Source organism: Paenibacillus sp. E222 (genome assembly GCF_013401555.1).
Taxonomy (GTDB): domain Bacteria; phylum Bacillota; class Bacilli; order Paenibacillales; family Paenibacillaceae; genus Paenibacillus.
Genome location: NZ_CP058552.1, coordinates 4,417,178 through 4,433,806 on the forward strand (window position 1 = coordinate 4,417,178; position 16,629 = coordinate 4,433,806).

Annotated in this window: 10 protein-coding genes; 7 read left to right on the forward strand and 3 right to left on the reverse strand. The window is 49.0% G+C overall.

The window, feature by feature from the left end; genetic code table 11:
* Positions 1-32 precede the first annotated feature (32 nt).
* Positions 33-911, reverse strand: coding sequence for an AraC family transcriptional regulator (locus HW560_RS20005; RefSeq protein WP_090899385.1), 879 nt, complete (start codon positions 909-911; stop codon positions 33-35).
* Positions 912-1,109: 198 nt separating this feature from the next.
* On the opposite strand from HW560_RS20005, the gene HW560_RS20010 reads away from it, so the two are divergent.
* Positions 1,110-2,636, forward strand: coding sequence for a glycoside hydrolase family 43 protein (locus HW560_RS20010; protein WP_257031381.1), 1,527 nt, complete (start codon positions 1,110-1,112; stop codon positions 2,634-2,636).
* Between the two features lie 510 nt (positions 2,637-3,146).
* Here HW560_RS20010 and HW560_RS20015 read toward each other — a convergent pair.
* Positions 3,147-3,917 (reverse strand): helix-turn-helix transcriptional regulator, encoded by a 771-nt coding sequence (locus HW560_RS20015; protein WP_090899376.1) that lies wholly within the window; start codon positions 3,915-3,917, stop codon positions 3,147-3,149.
* Between the two features lie 232 nt (positions 3,918-4,149).
* On the opposite strand from HW560_RS20015, the gene HW560_RS20020 reads away from it, so the two are divergent.
* The 4 genes from HW560_RS20020 (at position 4,150) to HW560_RS20035 (ending at position 11,080) form a co-directional block, all read left to right on the forward strand.
* Complete coding sequence (locus tag HW560_RS20020) at positions 4,150-5,709, forward strand: glycoside hydrolase family 43 protein (RefSeq protein ID WP_090899373.1); 1,560 nt, start codon at positions 4,150-4,152, stop codon at positions 5,707-5,709.
* A 209-nt stretch (positions 5,710-5,918) separates the two neighbouring features.
* The gene (locus HW560_RS20025) at positions 5,919-7,631 is read left to right on the forward strand and encodes an extracellular solute-binding protein (protein ID WP_179265860.1); all 1,713 of its coding nucleotides are present in this window, start codon (positions 5,919-5,921) and stop codon (positions 7,629-7,631) included.
* A 72-nt stretch (positions 7,632-7,703) separates the two neighbouring features.
* Positions 7,704-9,467 carry a sensor histidine kinase gene (locus HW560_RS20030; protein ID WP_306459210.1) on the forward strand — a complete coding sequence of 588 codons (1,764 nt, stop codon included), beginning with the start codon at positions 7,704-7,706 and terminating at the stop codon, positions 9,465-9,467.
* Positions 9,452-11,080, forward strand: a complete 1,629-nt coding sequence (locus HW560_RS20035) for a response regulator transcription factor (RefSeq protein ID WP_090899367.1) — start codon at positions 9,452-9,454, stop codon at positions 11,078-11,080. Before HW560_RS20030 ends, HW560_RS20035 begins: the two co-directional genes overlap by 16 nt.
* Before the next feature lie 101 nt (positions 11,081-11,181).
* Here the strand turns inward: HW560_RS20035 and HW560_RS20040 are convergent, their stop codons facing one another.
* Positions 11,182-11,949, reverse strand: coding sequence for a helix-turn-helix domain-containing protein (locus HW560_RS20040; protein WP_179264418.1), 768 nt, complete (start codon positions 11,947-11,949; stop codon positions 11,182-11,184).
* A gap of 301 nt (positions 11,950-12,250) precedes the next feature.
* Between HW560_RS20040 and HW560_RS20045 the strand changes: the two genes are divergently transcribed.
* Positions 12,251-13,615, forward strand: a complete 1,365-nt coding sequence (locus tag HW560_RS20045; protein WP_179264420.1) for an extracellular solute-binding protein — start codon at positions 12,251-12,253, stop codon at positions 13,613-13,615.
* 104 nt (positions 13,616-13,719) lie between these two features.
* Positions 13,720-16,611 (forward strand): extracellular solute-binding protein, encoded by a 2,892-nt coding sequence (locus HW560_RS20050; RefSeq protein ID WP_179264422.1) that lies wholly within the window; start codon positions 13,720-13,722, stop codon positions 16,609-16,611.
* The last annotated feature ends 18 nt before the right edge of the window (positions 16,612-16,629 follow it).

Sequence of the window (16,629 nt, forward strand, 5' to 3'; positions counted from 1 at the left end):
AGATATGCAGATTAATATGTTGAGCGTGGGTATTATGGAACTGAAGTAATAAAAGGATCAGGAATATGTTGCACTTGCCTGCTATATTTGCCCGGAGAGACTCCGGTAATTTTGGTAAAGGTTCGAATAAAATTGGCATAATCGCGAAACCCCGATTGGAAGCAGGCCTCCGTTATACTCATCCCCCCGGACAGGTAATATCTGGCCAGTTCAATACGACGGTTCAATATGTAAGAGCGGATCGTTAGTCCGGTATGCTTTTTAAACTGGCGGCTGATATACGTGCTGTTCAGATAAAAAGCCTCGGCAAGCTTGCGAAGCGTTATTTCCTGGGAGATGTGCGCTTCAATATATTCCATTGTTTTGCGTACCATCTCTGGCATGATATCGACGGGTATAGAGGTTTTATTGTGGAACGAATGGTTAATCAACACCAACAACTGTGCAATAACTGCGTTGGTCTTAACATCTGCTCCATATACATCTGAGTCAAGCAATTCCTCCAGCTCGCTAGTTAAATGCAAAATCTGCTTCATGTGATATTCATCTAGGTGAACGATGTTTTCTTGTCCCTTTGGACGATTATCAAAACATGCGGATAGGTTGGTTGATAATGTCGACAACTGACACAGATACGTTTTTTTTAGATTTATCGTAATTCGTTCATATTCGGTTTCATCCAAAATAAAGGCACGGTGCATTTCCTCAGGAGACATGATAAGCAAATCCCCCGGCTCCAGATGATAACATCGGTTCTCCACATAAAAGTTGACATTGCCGCGAATAAACAGGTAGATCTCGTATGCATCATGGCGATGATAGATTGTTTCCAATGGATACGTAGTTACGCGATGCAGATATAAAAGCTCGGACTGGATGGGATCGTAAAAATATTCAGTGGATCCGTTCATGTAGCACCTCCTTGTCCTTTCGCGCAATAAATAGAGCGGAATACGCAATGAAAATGTATTCAGCTTTACCTTAAAATGTAATCATCCTAACATAAATGCGTCTTCTACTGCAAGCGTTTTCCTGCGTATTGGGACTGGATCAGGAAAATCGCAGAGCGGGGAAAAGATGTACATCCAACCTAAATGGAGGAACGATTGATGAACTACAATTCTGCTTCAAATGCGAGTGAACAAACGGAACAGAGTCATCCATCTCCAGCTGCTGTGAAGTTCAGTAAGGCCATAGGGAAACTTCCACCCAATAACAATCCTTTGGTTGCCCATAAATTTGGAGCCGATCCGTATGCTCTGGTGTTCGAGGGTCGTGTCTATCTGTACATGACGAGTGATAAGCTGGAATATGATTCGGAGGGCAATCCGCAGAAAAACAGTTTTCACTCGATCAATCGCATAACAGTCATCTCTTCAGACGACTTGGTTAACTGGACCGATCATGGGGAGATTCATGTGGCAGGGCCTCAAGGCGCAGCCACATGGGCCATTCAATCCTGGGCACCAGCCGCTGCACATCAGATCATCGACGGGCAGGATCGATTTTTTCTTTATTTTTCTAACAATGCCAGCGGCATCGGTGTATTGTCCGCCCCGAGTCCGGTCGGGCCTTGGTTAGATCCTATTGGAAAAGCGCTCATTACCAGAGATACTCCGGGTGTTGAAGATGTAACGTGGCTGTTCGATCCGGCCGTGCTGGTAGACGATGATCACAGAGCTTATATCTATTTTGGAGGAGGTATACCGGAAGGGAGAGCGGAGAGGCCGGATACCGCAAGAGTTATGCCGTTGGGTGAAGATATGACCAGTGTGGTTGGACGCGCGAGGGTTATCCCCGCTCCGTACATGTTTGAGGATGCGGGGATTCACAAATTCAACAATATTTATTACTTTACCTACTGTTCTAACTTTGACGAGGGTATTCGTCCGGAGGGCAGTCCGCCACCCGGTGAAATTGCTTACATGACGAGCAGCCAGCCCATGGGTCCATGGACCTACAGAGGAACAATCCTGCGCAATCCGGGACACTTTTTTGGCGTTGGCGGCAACAACCATCATGCCATTTTTCAATTTTTGGAGCACTGGTACATTGCTTATCATGCCCAGACGTTATCGCAGGCGATGGAAGTTCCTGATGGTTATCGTTCCACACATCTGAACCGGATTAGCTTCAGCGAAGTTGATGACCGCATTAACGAGGTGGCCGCAGATTATGAAGGTGTTGAACAGATCAAGCTGTTCAATCCTTATCAGCGGGTAGCTGCTGCCACAATGGGATGGAGTGCAGGGGTGAAGACGGAGCGATTATGTACACGGGACACTGCGGATGCTGCCGTTTCTGACGTTGTCGTTACCGTGATGGAAAGAGGCAGCTGGATTGCGTTATCGAAGGTTGATTTTGGCAATGAAGGGGCAGCATGTTTTACAGCTTCAATCTTCAATGAAGGCGAGGGGGCGGTGCTGGAGCTTCATCTGGATCGCCCCGACGGACTGCTGATTGGCCAGCTTGTGATTCCGGCATCGGGTGGATCACCTGGATCGGACATATCAGCTCGATGGAAAGAGCATTCTACTGGAATTACAGATGCACAGGGAGTTCATGACATTTATATGGTGGTTGGGGGAGCATCCGGCAAGCAAGGCATCAGTATCAGGGAATGGAGTTTTGAATAAGCAAGTGTAAAACTGGACCCGAAGTCCCGTTTGCCCCATCAAAGCGTCGGGAAGCAATATTGAATACAATCCATACGATATTGTTTTGTCTGATGACCGTTTTTATTGTCCTTCAGCCGGAGGGCATTCTGGAATAGGAAATAATCGGGACACATATGATCATGAACCTGTTTAAAAGTGCAGGAATCAAGGATGTGAAGTGCTAATCATCTCCCGCAGGCCCGGCACGAGATGCAGAATAAGCTTAACCGCGAGGAAGCGACCTCGGATCTCATCGGCTGGATTACCAAGCATCAATAAAGCAGGCAGGAAGCGTGGATAAAGCAGGAAGCGTCGTAAAGACTCGTATAAAGTCTCGTAAATGCTTTATCGCAAATTTTTCGTCTGATTCAGACGATCATGAATTAGATGTCTAGATCAGCCAGAAGAGCTCCAGTCTGGCTGATCTTTTCTGTTGAATGCCTCCTGTTGAACGCCTTATGAACGGCGGATTGCATATGCGTGCATGTCCTATAATCGGGAAGCGGATTTGCGATATGCACGCGGTGTGCAGCCTGTAATTTGTCTGAATTGTCTGGAGAAATGCTCCACATTTCGATATCCGCAAAGCTCGCTGATGTCTGAAATTCTGGATCGGCCGTGGATGAGCCTTTCTTTGGCGAGGCGTATTCTGGACTGAATGACATCGTCCATGCAGGAGATGCCGAATACAGCTTTGTATAACGACTGAAGGTAGCCTGAACTTAGATGAACATAATCGGCCATTGCCGAAACCGTCCATTCGTGGCCTGGATGGTGATTGATGGCTTTGCGCAAATTCAGCAGATTTTGATAATGCGGTGTATTTCCTGCCGATTGCGAGGCTTCGACCAGCTTGTTGAACATGATGCGAAACAAATAGTCAATGGACAGCTCACGGTAATCGCAATGAAGAAAGTTTTCCGTAGCCAGCAATTGGAATAGCTGATGACAATAGCCGGGGTCAGGAAGCGGGATCGGAATGCCTAGAGGAAGCGTTGTTTCCAGTATATATGATTCCTCAGAACGGAATCGCACCCAATCATTGACGTATTGATCCGAGCAGGCACGATACATCACTTTTTGATGGGGTGGATACAGCACGGCACAATTGGCAGGGTAGGCTTTGATCTCTCCATGGACCCAGAACTCCGCAGGGGTCTGTGTGAGAATAAGCAGCCAGAAATCATGCCCTTCCGGTATGTCATAGATGAAATCATTCGGGTGAGCGGCGTCATAGCCGACATAGAAAATGGTAGTCATCGCTATCTCCAATCTTGGAATAGATCAAATTTGCGTCAGCATATATCATTCTTTGAGGCGTCTTTCTATTTTATAATTTCATAATAATAAGCGTTAAGAATGCGCTATCAAAACATGATATTATTTGCCGCCGATAGTTGTTCCGTCTTTGAATTGATCAATAAGGCAGCTTCTAAAGTCATGATATCAGAAAAGTGCAGGAAATATAATACAGACAGGGGCGAACAGGCAGATGCATGCAAATCCAATTATTTGGGCCGATTATCCGGATCTCGATGTGATTCGGGTTGAAGACACATATTATATGGTCAGCACAACGATGCATATGATGCCAGGCTGCGTCATCCTGCGTTCCTATGACCTAACCCATTGGGAAGTGGCTACGCATGTGTACGACAGACTTGACGATACACCCGCGCAGCGGCTGGAGCAAGGCAGGCAGATTTACAGCAAAGGCATGTGGGCAGCATCGCTTCGATATCACAAGCATAAGTTCTATGTCATTTTTGTGGCAAACGATACCCATAAGACATATCTGTACACGTCCGATACGATCTCGGGTCCCTGGACCAAGCAGTATGTGGAAGGCTTTTATCATGATTGCTCCCTGTTTTTCGACGAAGATGACCGAATTTACCTGGTGCACGGCAATGCCGAGATTCATTTGACCGAGTTAAGCTCTGATCTGTCCGGACCCAAGCCCGGTGGAGCACAGCGCATGATCGTAAAAGACAAAGAGCCTTATTTCCTTGGTTACGAAGGGGCTCATTTCTACAAAATCAACGGCAAGTATTATGTATTTCTGATCCACATATCCAAGGCTTCCGGCCGGAGAACACAGGCATGTTATATGGCGGATTCCCTGGAAGACGCATTTGTTGGCGGGGAAGTGTTTAACGATGATATGGGCTACTTTAATTCAGGTGTTGCCCAGGGGGGAATCGTCGATACGCCGGATGGCGACTGGTATGCCATGCTGTTTCAGGATCACGGGGCGGTTGGGCGCGTCCCTGTGCTGGTCCCCCTGCACTTTGAGAACGATATCCCGGTGTTCGCCAGGGAAGCGCCAAAAGAGATCGCAGTGCCAAGCACGAGACCGGATCACGTCTACAAACCTTTGGTTGACAGCGATGATTTTCACTACGAAGTGAATGAAGAGGGGAAAGTACAGCTCAAGGATGTTTGGCAATGGAACCATACCCCGAATGATGCGCTCTGGTCCGTGACGGACCAGCCTGGCGTGTATCGGATTCAAACCGCGCACATCAGCCCCAATCTGACCTTTGCGGTTAATACGCTGACGCAGCGTGCGATGGGCCCCGCCTGTGAAGCAATGGTTACACTGGATGGCAGCCGGCTGAAGGAGGGTGATTATGCAGGTTTGTGTTTTCTGATCGGTACATACGGTTTAATTGCGCTGACGAAGAACGAAGGGCGATTTTACCTGGTCATGCTGGCAAGAGAAAGTGAGGATTCATCGATATTTGGCAATCTGATTGATGCGGAACCTGCCACCGAGCATGCACGGATACCTGTTTCAGGATCAGTGGTTACGCTCAAGGCTTTTGGCAACTTCGTGGACAATCAGGACGAGTGTACGTTCTCCTATCTGGAGGGGGCAGAGTGGAGGCAGCTTGGCATTTCACACAAGATGATTTATAAGCTGGATCATTTTATGGGCTGCCGAATCGGATTGTTTTTATATTCGACGAGAGTGACCGGGGGTATCGCTGATTTTTCGAATTTTAAATATGATGTGATCGTGTCGGAGGACGAGAACAAACCTGTATAGAAGTCGCCGAGCCGGCGGCTTTTTTTATGATATCAGAACGGTTGATCTTCGAAGCTTTCGTTTCCTGATATTCCAAGAAGAACTTCTGCTAAATACGGTCCGACTTCTCTGAAGGACTTCGCTAGATGTTTTTCTTGCAATAGAACAGGTATTTCTGCTTCAACTGGAGCTTTTTATTGTACAATTATAAAAAGATTCCAATATTGGAAATGATATTTTACAGACGAATCGGGGTGCATGATGTGCGTATTGCTGCTTTAACCAAAACAAAGTGGGTCGTCATTCTTTTGCTCAGTGCATGTATACCAACAGACCATACGAGCGGATATTCGGTACAACGCCTGGCAGTCGTGGATGAGCAGCCATCCGGGAATCATTCCATTTTCGAAAAATACAGTTCTCCTGTAGAAGTATCTTTTGTCAGGGAGGCCGGGGATGATCTGGAGCGGATGATCAGCCAGCTGCCGGGAGAGACACTGCTGGACAATCGCTGGACCCGGTTATATGAGCAAGATCTGGGGATTAAACTTCGCTATGACTGGATTGCCAAAGGAGACGTGTACGGTCAGAAGCTGGGTGTTTCCCTTGCTTCCGGACGCATTCCGGACGTTGTTAAGGTGAATCCGTACCAATTAAGGCAGCTGAGCAATGCGGGGCTGATCCAGGATCTGTCCGAGGTGTACACAACGTATGCATCGCCGTTTGCGAAGAGCATATTGGAGGCAGAAGGAAGCGGACCGTTTGATGCCGCTACCATTGATGGCAAGCTGATGGCGATACCGGAAACGGCCTCCTCCATCGAGACAGCCCAGTACTTGTGGGTCAGAACCGATTGGCTTGAACGTCTGGGACTTCAACCACCCGAGACGATGGAGGACGTGCTTGATATTTCGAAAGCGTTTACAATAGAGGACCCTGACGGCAACGGTGAACCTGACACCTACGGCCTTGCGCTAACCAATCATCTGTGGGACCCGGTGATGGGGGTTGCCGGTCTGATGGCCGGATATGGGGCATACCCGAATATATGGATCAAAGATGCAGATGGCAAGCTCGTTTATGGCGGCATCCAGCCTGAAGTCCGGGAAGCGCTTCAGGTTCTGCAAACGATGTACCTGGAGGGACAGCTTGATCCCGAATTTAGCTATAAAAAGGGTACGCAAGCCGTTCGTCTGATCAAAGATGGGAAAATCGGCATGCTGTACGGAGAACAGTGGACACCCTTCATGATCCAGTCGAGCCGAGAGGACGATGCAGAAGCGGATTGGCAAGCATACCCCATAGTAGCCGAATCTGGCAGGCAAATTAAAGTACCACTTCGCACCAATGCTTGGCAATATTTCGCCGTCAGGAAGGGTTACGCTCATCCTGAAGTGGTGATGAAGCTCATGAATCTTCATTTGCAGACGAACTGGGGCGAGCAGGCGCAGTACGAAACGTACTACAATGACGATTCCAAGGCGGTGTGGATGCTTTCGCCGGTGACTCCCTTTCCGGGCACCAAAAATCTCGACGCTTATCGGCAAATTCGGGAGGGTCAGCGATCCGGCAATCTTGCTGTTCTTCAGGATGAAGCATCCGCTATTCAAAAAAGAATCGAAGCCTATGTGACTCAAGATGTCGAAAGCGGCTGGGGCTGGAATCAAACCTACGGTCCAACAGGCGCTTTCAGCATAGCCGATGGCTACGAGCGTAACGGACAGCTTTTATACGACCAATTCACGGGGGGAATTACCGAAACGATGATCGATCGGCAGATGATTCTTAATGATCTTCAGCTTGAAGCATACATGAACATTATTCTGGGAAGACCGATTGAAGAGTTCGACCAGTTTGTGAAGAATTGGCTCAAATTAGGCGGAGAACAGATCACAACGGAGGTTAATACGTGGCTCAAAACCAAAACAGCACTGGAACGCTGACCGTTCCTCAAGGGTGTATTCATTTGCAAAATGTGCAAACGAACCATCCGGCCTGTTGCGATGGAGGGGGATGTGTTGCTTAAATTCCCTGCCCAATCCTGGCGCAGCAGCATTTTTGCCCGGCTGGTTGTAACCTATCTGATCTTTGTTCTTCCGCTGATTCTGCTGGGCCTGTATCTGTACAACTGGAGCTATGACAACGCTAGTCAGGAAATATCCTCTTCAACAGAAAGACGGCTTGCCCGATATCTGGATGATTTGAATCGGGAAATCGAATGGCTGGAGCTGCAGCAGTTCGATATCGTTGAGGACAGGAAACTGAACAGGCTCGCCATTCTGTGGGGCATGATGGATCAGGTAGAGCGCCGCGATACTTTGAACTATTTGTCCGAGCGGCTGGCTACGTTCAAGAACAGCAGTGCTTACATCAAGAACGTTCATGTGCATATCCGCACGATTGGCAAGAGCATCTCGGCCACCCATGGCATCGATGATTATGACAAAGCTTCCTATGAATACTTCAGCTCCGGCAAGCAGGGAAAAGGCACTCGCTTTACGGTGAAGGAGGGCACCATGAACCTAAGTGCCGTGCGCCTGACTGGCAAAAAGGGAGAGGAACCGCTGTTTGCCGTCCAGGTCGAGCTGGATACAGAGCAATTTCAAAATGCACTAACCCAGCTTAATCTGTACCCGGACAGCGGCTCTTTTCTTATTGAGGAAAAGACGGGTCATATTATCACAGACCGATCGAAGCGTGATTTTATCCTTCCGTACTATCGTGATCACATTGTCGAGCGCAATCCTGGCGGCTTTCAGGTAAAGGTGGAGGGTACACGCTATTATGTGAGCCAGAGCGATATGAGTTCATTGGGCTTGTCGGTAGCAACGTACTTGCCGGAGGAAAGTGTGAAGAGGCCCTTAAGCAAGTTCTATCATTGGGCCTGGCTGTTTGCAGTGACATCTTTCGTCGCGATATCGGCTTATCTCTATTCCAGCTACAGGCTCATTCATATTCCACTGCTGCTGCTCGTCAAAAGATTTAAAAAAATGGAGACCGGTGTGCTGGATATCCCCATCGTGCACAAGCGCAAGGATGAGTTTGGCTTCCTGTACACCCGGTTCAATCAGATGCTTGAGAAGCTTCAGCTGCTGATTGATCGGGATTTCAAAAAGACAATGATGATGCAGCGCGCCGAATTGAAGCAGCTTCAGTCGCAGATTAATCCTCACTTTTTGTACAACAGCTTTTTCATTATCAATTCGCTCGCAAGAACGGGGGATACAGCGCGCATTGAGCAATTTGCCAACATGCTTGGCGAGTATTTCAGGTTCATTACGCGAAACGAAACAGATCATGTAAGTCTTGATGAGGAAGCTGCCCATTCGCGCGTGTATACGGAAATTCAGAAGCTGCGTTTTTCCAGACGAATACAGGCCGACTTTGGGGAGCTGCCACCGGATATGAAGCGCATTTGTGTTCCAAGGTTAATCATACAACCTATCATTGAGAATGCGTATGAGCACAGTCTTGAGAAAAAGACGGATCAGGGCATGCTTCGAGTCCGGTTCAGCATGAAGGAGCATATCGCAGAAATCATTGTGGAGGACAATGGGCACGAGTTGAAGGATCAACAGATTCATGCGCTTCAGCAGCGCTTGCTTGAAGACGGCAGTTCGGATGAAATGACCGGACTCATGAATATTCATCGGCGCCTGGTGCTGACATTCGGTGAAGGAAGCGGCCTGTTTTTGACCAGAAGCGAGCAGATGCAGGGGTTGAAGGTCACGATCCGAATTCAAATGGAAGGAAGGGAAGACGGATGTATCGACTTTTGATTGTGGATGATGAGGAAATTATTACAGACAGTCTCTACGAAACCTTTGTAAGCCATATGCCCGAACGGCTTGATGTATGCAAGGCTTATTCAGCCAAGGAGGCTTTAACATGGATGGAACGCTCAAGGATCGATATCGTGTTGACAGACATTCGTATGCCTGGCATGAGCGGTCTTGAACTGACAGAGCAGATCCAGGCGTACTGGTCACACTGCCGCGTTATTTTCCTCACTGGATACAGCGACTTTAATTATGCCTACAAGGCATTTCAAATGCCGAATGTACGTTATTTGCTCAAAACCGAAGGGTATGACAAGATCATGGCTGTGGTTGAGGAAGTGATGCAAGAGATTCGGCAGAGTCACCGCATGCACGAATTGCTGCAGCAGTCCCATGAGGTCACCTGTCAGCTGGCGGAGCTCCAGCAGGAAGAGTATCTGCGGAACCTGCTTCAGAACTGCACAGCATATACAGCGGGATCAAGTGAGATTCAGGATGAATGGACCAGGCGTGACATTGGTTTGCATTCCTCGGCCCCTGTGTACGTTGTGCTGGGCCGATTGGATTATAAGGATAAACCTCTGCATGCGGAGCGCGCTCAGATTCAGGCATCAGCACGAAAGATCGGTTCTTCCCTGTTGGATGAGCACACCTATCATGCCAGCGTGGCAGACCATTATGGAGATGTGGTGTGGCTGATTCAATCCAAACAGCCAGAAGCGGAGCCAGCCCATTCCCTGGTCCGATATCTGGAGGGCACACTCGAATTGGTACAGGAAGCCTGCATGGCTTCGCTTGGCATATCTGTGGCTTTTGCGTTAAGCGGGAAAAGCTGCAACTGGTCTGACATTACCCGGCAATACGAGCGATTAAGGCAGCTGCATTGGATGAAGATCGGAGACGGCATTTCCATGGTGCTCACCGATCATGAAGATGCTTTGCCGAATCCGGACCATAGGGAGCTTACACGGGTCAGCAGCCGAATTGAGGTGATGTCAGGGTATTTGGAAACCGGGCGAATCCAGCAATTTTACGAAGTGTTTGAAGAGCTGGTCAATGAACTGCTTCAACAGGATGTGACGATGGAGAGGGCAATGGAAACCTATTATAATCTAGCGCTGCACCTGTATTCGACCATCAATCGATGGGGACTGCATCAGGATATTCCCGATCAGCGCAGATTGCTTCGTCTGAGCGAGTATGCGTCTATGAAGGACGCGGTGCAGGTGCTGTATCAGGCAACTGACCAGCTCGTGCGCTTCAAGGGCTTGGATGAGCAGGAGCGAGCAAATGCGGTCATTCATTCCCTGTGTACTTACATCAAGGAACATCTGGAAGAAGACCTTTCCCTGGTGAGACTGGCGGAGCTTCATCATTTCAATCCATCCTATCTCTCCCGTTTCTTCAAACAGGAGATGGGGATCAACCTCTCTGAATTTATTGACGAGTTGAAAGTTCGAAGGTCAAAGGAGCTGCTGCGGAATAGCGATCTCATGGTTCGGGAGGTTGCACTCCAGGTTGGTTATGAGGCAGCGCATTCCTTCACCCGCTTTTTCAAAAAAGTGACAGGCATGACTCCCCAGGAATTTAGGGAATCTCTTTTGGTTCGTTAAAATAGAAGTGAATATGAACAGAAGCAAGACCTCAGGTGAGATGAACCTGTGGTCTTGCTTCTGTTTTTGTTATCCGAATCGTAAAAGGGGCTGCTCCAAAACTATGCGGTGAACGTTTGTTGCTTTCGATAGACATTGGGGCTTTCCCCGGTATATGCTCTGAATTTTTTATAAAACCAGTCTGTATCCGTATATCCAACCTCGCTGGCAATTTCGTAAATCCGCAAATTGGTGGATATCAACAGAAGCTTGGCTTTTTCCATCCGCTGCTGCATTAAATAATGATTAAAGGATATGTTCTCTTCCATTTTGAATTTTTGACCAAGATAGGCACAATTGAAATGAAGCATGTCGGAAATCTTCTTCAGTGTAATGTCACTGCTCAGATGATCACGTACATATGCTTTTACAATCTTGATCACCTGGCCGGAATGCAGATGTTTACCTTCCAGATGAATAGGTGATTTGAAGGTGGATGGAAATCTCTTCGCGGGCTCCGCGTCCAGCCTGAGCTTGAGCTGATCCAGACTGTTGAGGAGGGCGGAGGCCCGGACGGGGCCTGGCAAATAATCGCTGACCTGATACGCCAAAGCTTTGCGTACAAGCCTGAAATGATCCACTCCGCCCATGAAAAGGATCGGAATCTGGCTTTTCTTTCGAATATAGTGGCATACCCACAAACCTGCAGCAGCACATCCTCCCGTGTTCACGAGTACGACAGAAAATTCCCGCTCTGCCAAAGCCAGCAAAGCGGCTTGCGCAGAGACTACACAATCTCCGATGGCATAATCGGATCTGTAGCGCCCCAGCAGCTTCTGTAATTCTCCGCAAGCATGGCGGTTGAAATCCACAAGCAAGATGTTATGCATGAAGGAAACCTCACTTTCGCTTGATTTGAATCCCTCTGAGCCTCAAACCCTCTCGAAACCAGTATGACTCATGTCTTTATTTCATTATGGGAATAAAAGAAAGCGCATACAATGTGCATTTCTTTGCAGATGGTCCATTTGTTTACCAATTAATGTTGAAAATACGCTAACTTGGATTCAAATTGCCAAAACCTATATTTTGACAGGGTAAACACCTTTACTTTAACAGGTTGTTAACGCTTTCATTCAAGAGCTACACTTTTGATGGAAAACGGTAAGCCATATTCAAGGGGGGACAACGATGAGAAAAAATACGTTCATGATGATTAGCCTTGTTCTTGTAATGTTTCTGTTGATTACCGCGTGCAGTACCGGCTCCAGCGCACAGACAGAGCCAGAAACGAAAGCACCGCAGGAGGAGCAGACTACGAACGAAACAGAACCCAAGAATGAGACATCAACGCCGGAGATGGATTTTGACATGGGGGGAAGAACGATTAAGGTGGTTGCCTGGTGGAACATGGAAATGACCGATAGCAACCCGGACAACATTCAGCGCATCGAGAATCTGGAAGCACTCAAGAAAAAGCACAACTTTAACATCGAATACATTTCGATCGATTTTGGCGAGTACCAGGAGAAGGTCGTGGCCTCCCTGATGGCGGGAGAACCGCTAGGGGACATTGTTCGGCTGGGCAAAAGCTACGCTATCCCGGCATTGACCAAGCAAGATCTGTTATGGCCAGTGGATGAGTATACCAAGAACGATAAAGTGTTTAACCAGAAAACGACCAACCAATACATGCAGTATGAAGGCAGGGGTTATGGATTTACCGAGGATCAATCTTCATTTATCAGTGGTATTTTTTATAATCGCACACTTATGCAGGAACTCGGCATGAAGCCGCTGCAGGAATATGTGGACGAAGATCAGTGGAACTGGGATACGTTTATTGAAGTAGCCAAAAAGGCAAACAAGGACCGCAATAACGACGGCAAGCTCGATACCTGGGGATTAGCCCAAAGGGGACTGCTTGAACCGGTGCTGTATTCCAACGAAGCCTCACTGACCAATGGTGACAAGCAAAATCTGGATGATCCAAAAACAAAAGAAGCACTGAGCTTTGTTTCCAGAATGGCTACCGAGCAAGTCGGCAGAGCCTCGGAAGGCGGGGATTGGACTGAACCTGCCACGTTTTTCCGTCAGGGCAATACGTTGATGTATTCGGGCGCCATGTACGAGATCGAAGGTATCAAAACAGATATGCAGGACTATGATATCGGCTTCCTGCCTTTCCCGAAAGGACCAAGTGCAACCGCGTACCACTCTGGCGAGTCGCAATATCAGGCACTGACGATTCCGAAAGCAGTTGAGCATCCAGAGCAGTTAATGTATATCTGGGAAAAAATCAACGAGATCGATTCAATTTACGATTACCCCGGACAATCAACCCTGGAGACCCACTTGGCGGACGAAGCTGACATCGAAAATGCCAGAACAGTTGCCGAAGGCATGCTGGTGCTTGATCACAATACGTTCCCGTCACTTCCTTTCTGGGATTTCAACGGTGAGCTGGTCGATGGTGTTTCCGTTTCAACCGTCATTGAAAAATACAAGGCGCCGTTCCAGGCTGCTATCGATGAGGTATACAAACCAAAGAAATGATGCGGTTCTCTCCGGAACGGATGCAAGGCCCTATACGCACTGTCCCGGAGAGTGATACAGCTTAGCCATGCTCCACGCCAGAAGGAAGGGGGACATTTTGGAACATGCGGTCACGAAAGAAAAAAGGACTGATCCTGCTGCTCGTCATTGCGTTGATCTTCTCCATATGGAGCATTTACCCTGCGCGGGATCGCGGTCCGGGTATAGCTCAGGCGCGCGAGGATTTTGAAGCCGTATCAGGTACAGACGACCCACGCAGCTATGAGCATTACCTTTCCAATTACACAGATGCAGCCAAGCCGGAGCAGGCTGTGCGAATCGAAGGAGAATCCTTCATTCACGCTGCCGACGGTGAGTTCGAGACTGTCGATGGATATGCCGGACTGGACGGGAAAGCGGTCATCACCCCGGAAGCTGGCACTATCAGCTGGGAAGTCCCTGTACAGGCGAGCGGTTTATACCAGATCCGCATTCATTATTATTCTGTCACGGGCAAAAGCTCCGGCATTGAACGGAAGCTGACCCTTAACGGTGAGGTTCCTTTCAGGGGAGCCGATGTGCTGTTATTTGACAGGGCATGGGGGAACCGGGAAGACAGCGTGCGAAGGGATGATCGCGGCAATGATCTCAGGCCACGGCAGGTGGAGAAGCCCGTTTGGCAGCTTGCCGCCTTCAAGGACAGCGCCGGTTACTTCGAGGAGCCGTACCAGTTTTATTTTGAAAAGGGAAAACAAAAGCTGTCACTGACCTCGCTGCGCGAAAGCATGGCGATCGATTATATCGAGCTGTACCAGGAAGAGAACATTCCGTCTTACGCAGAGCTGCAGACCGCTTATGCATCGGCCGGATTGAAGCCGGCTGAAGCTGTCATGCTCAAGGTACAGGGAGAACAGGCGGTGAGTAAATCGTCACCAACCCTTGCACCGATCTCGGATCGGTCGAGTCCTTCCCTCGAGCCCTACGATGTATCCAAAATCCGGATCAATGCTATTGGAGGCACCAACTGGAAGCTGCCCGGCGAATGGATCGAATGGGATGTAGACGTGCCGGAGGATGGCCTGTACCAGATTGCGCTCAAGGTGAAGCAGGACCAGCTTCGCGGTGTGTATGCGACACGAAGCCTGATGATTGACGGCAAGGTTCCATTTAAGGAAGTGGAACGTATTCGCTTTACCTACAGCCCCGAATGGCAGACACGGGTACTGGGCGAAAGCGAGCCTTACCTGTTCCGGCTCTCAAAAGGAACACATCGCTTGCGAATGACGGTTACGTTGGGGGATATCGCTCCGCTGCTGCGAACGGTGGAATCCAGCGTGCTGGATCTTAATGAAATGTACCGCAAAATTTTGATGATTACATCCAACAAGCCTGATCCTTTGAGGGATTACCAGCTTGAACAGCGCATTCCCGAGATGACCGAGGTATTCAAGCGGCAGGCAGGCATCCTCCGTTCGGTTGCCAACTATTTGGAGCAGGCGACAGGTGAGCAAAGCGACAAGGTAGCCGTACTGCATGCGATGGTCGTTCAGCTGGAGGATATGGCGGCAAGACCGGAAACGGTGCCCAAACGTCTGGATACCTTCAAGATCAATGTGGGCGGGTTGGGAACATGGATTCTATCCGTTCGTGAACAGCCTATTGCACTGGATTACCTCCTGGTGTCCTCACCGGATCAGAAGCTGCCAGAGGCCGGGGCTACTCTGCTGCAGCAAATGAAGCACGAAGTGGGTGCCTACGTCGCTTCCTATACCGAGGATTATGACAGCATCGGCAACACGGAGCTGAAAAAGGATTCCATCACGGTATGGATTACGACCGGACGTGACCAGGCTCAGGTGCTGAAAGGTCTGATTGATGAATCTTTCACACCGGAAACGGATATTTCCGTGCAGCTGCGACTTGTTCCGCCCAATATCCTGCTGCCTGCGACGCTGGCTGGAGAAGGCCCGGATGTAGCGATGCAGATGGGCGAGGATATTCCGGTCAATTACGCGATGCGTAATGCGGCAGCCGACCTGAGCGGATTCCCGGACTTTGAGCAGGTTGCAAGCCGATTTCGGGAGAGTGGACTGACGCCTTACCGCTATAACAATGGGGTCTATGCTCTTCCAGAGCAGCAGCATTTTCCAATGCTGTTCTATCGCAAGGATGTCCTGAACGAGCTTGGCCTCGAGCCGCCCAAAACATGGCAGGACGTGTATAATGCCATCTCGGTGCTGCAAAAGCACAATATGGAGTTCTATTTGCCAATCGAGGATACAACAAACAATGCCAACATGATACCCAACGCAACCTTCGCCATGCTCTTATATCAGAACGATGGCGAGTTCTATTCGGAAGATCAAAAGGAGAGCGCGCTGGATTCGGAAATTTCCATGGATGCGTTCAAGCGGTGGACGCAATTTTATACCAATTACAAATTTCCGCTTAAAGCTGATTTTCCAAACCGTTTCCGTACCGGGGAGATGCCGCTTGGCATTGCAGATTACACAACCTACAACATGTTGACCGTTATGGCTCCCGAGATCCGCAATCTGTGGGATTTCACCATCGTTCCGGGCACGCAGCTGGCGGACGGTTCTGTAAGACATGAGGTTGCAAGCACGACAAGTGCGGTCATGATGCTGGAAAACGCGAAGAACAAGGAGGCTGCATGGTCGTTCATGAAATGGTGGACCGACAAGCAGACCCAGATTGAATATGGCAGGGAAATGGAGGGACTGATGGGGGCCGCGGCGCGTTATCCAACCGCTAATATCGAAGCATTGGAGCAGCTGCCCTGGCCGGTCAAGGATTATCAAAACCTGGAGCAGCAGTGGGAATGGGTAAAGGGCATTCCCCAGGTACCCGGCGGATATTTTACGGGCCGGCATCTCGACAACGCGTTCCGCAAGGTGGTCAATGCGAACGAAAATCCGCGCGAAGCCTTGTCTGACTACGTCCTGTACATTGACGATGAAATCGAGCTCAAGCGCAAGGAATTCAATCTGAAGTAGAAGGAAGGGAGGGTAACG

Coding starts and splice junctions, on each gene's coding strand:
- HW560_RS20035 (WP_090899367.1), top strand. CDS start 9,452: ATGTATCGACTTTTGATTGTGGATGATGAGGAAATTATTACAGACAGT.
- HW560_RS20050 (WP_179264422.1), top strand. CDS start 13,720: ATGCGGTCACGAAAGAAAAAAGGACTGATCCTGCTGCTCGTCATTGCG.
- HW560_RS20020 (WP_090899373.1), top strand. CDS start 4,150: ATGCATGCAAATCCAATTATTTGGGCCGATTATCCGGATCTCGATGTG.
- HW560_RS20015 (WP_090899376.1), bottom strand. CDS start 3,917: ATGACTACCATTTTCTATGTCGGCTATGACGCCGCTCACCCGAATGAT.
- HW560_RS20025 (WP_179265860.1), top strand. CDS start 5,919: ATGATATTTTACAGACGAATCGGGGTGCATGATGTGCGTATTGCTGCT.
- HW560_RS20045 (WP_179264420.1), top strand. CDS start 12,251: ATGAGAAAAAATACGTTCATGATGATTAGCCTTGTTCTTGTAATGTTT.
- HW560_RS20010 (WP_257031381.1), top strand. CDS start 1,110: ATGAACTACAATTCTGCTTCAAATGCGAGTGAACAAACGGAACAGAGT.
- HW560_RS20005 (WP_090899385.1), bottom strand. CDS start 911: ATGAACGGATCCACTGAATATTTTTACGATCCCATCCAGTCCGAGCTT.
- HW560_RS20040 (WP_179264418.1), bottom strand. CDS start 11,949: ATGCATAACATCTTGCTTGTGGATTTCAACCGCCATGCTTGCGGAGAA.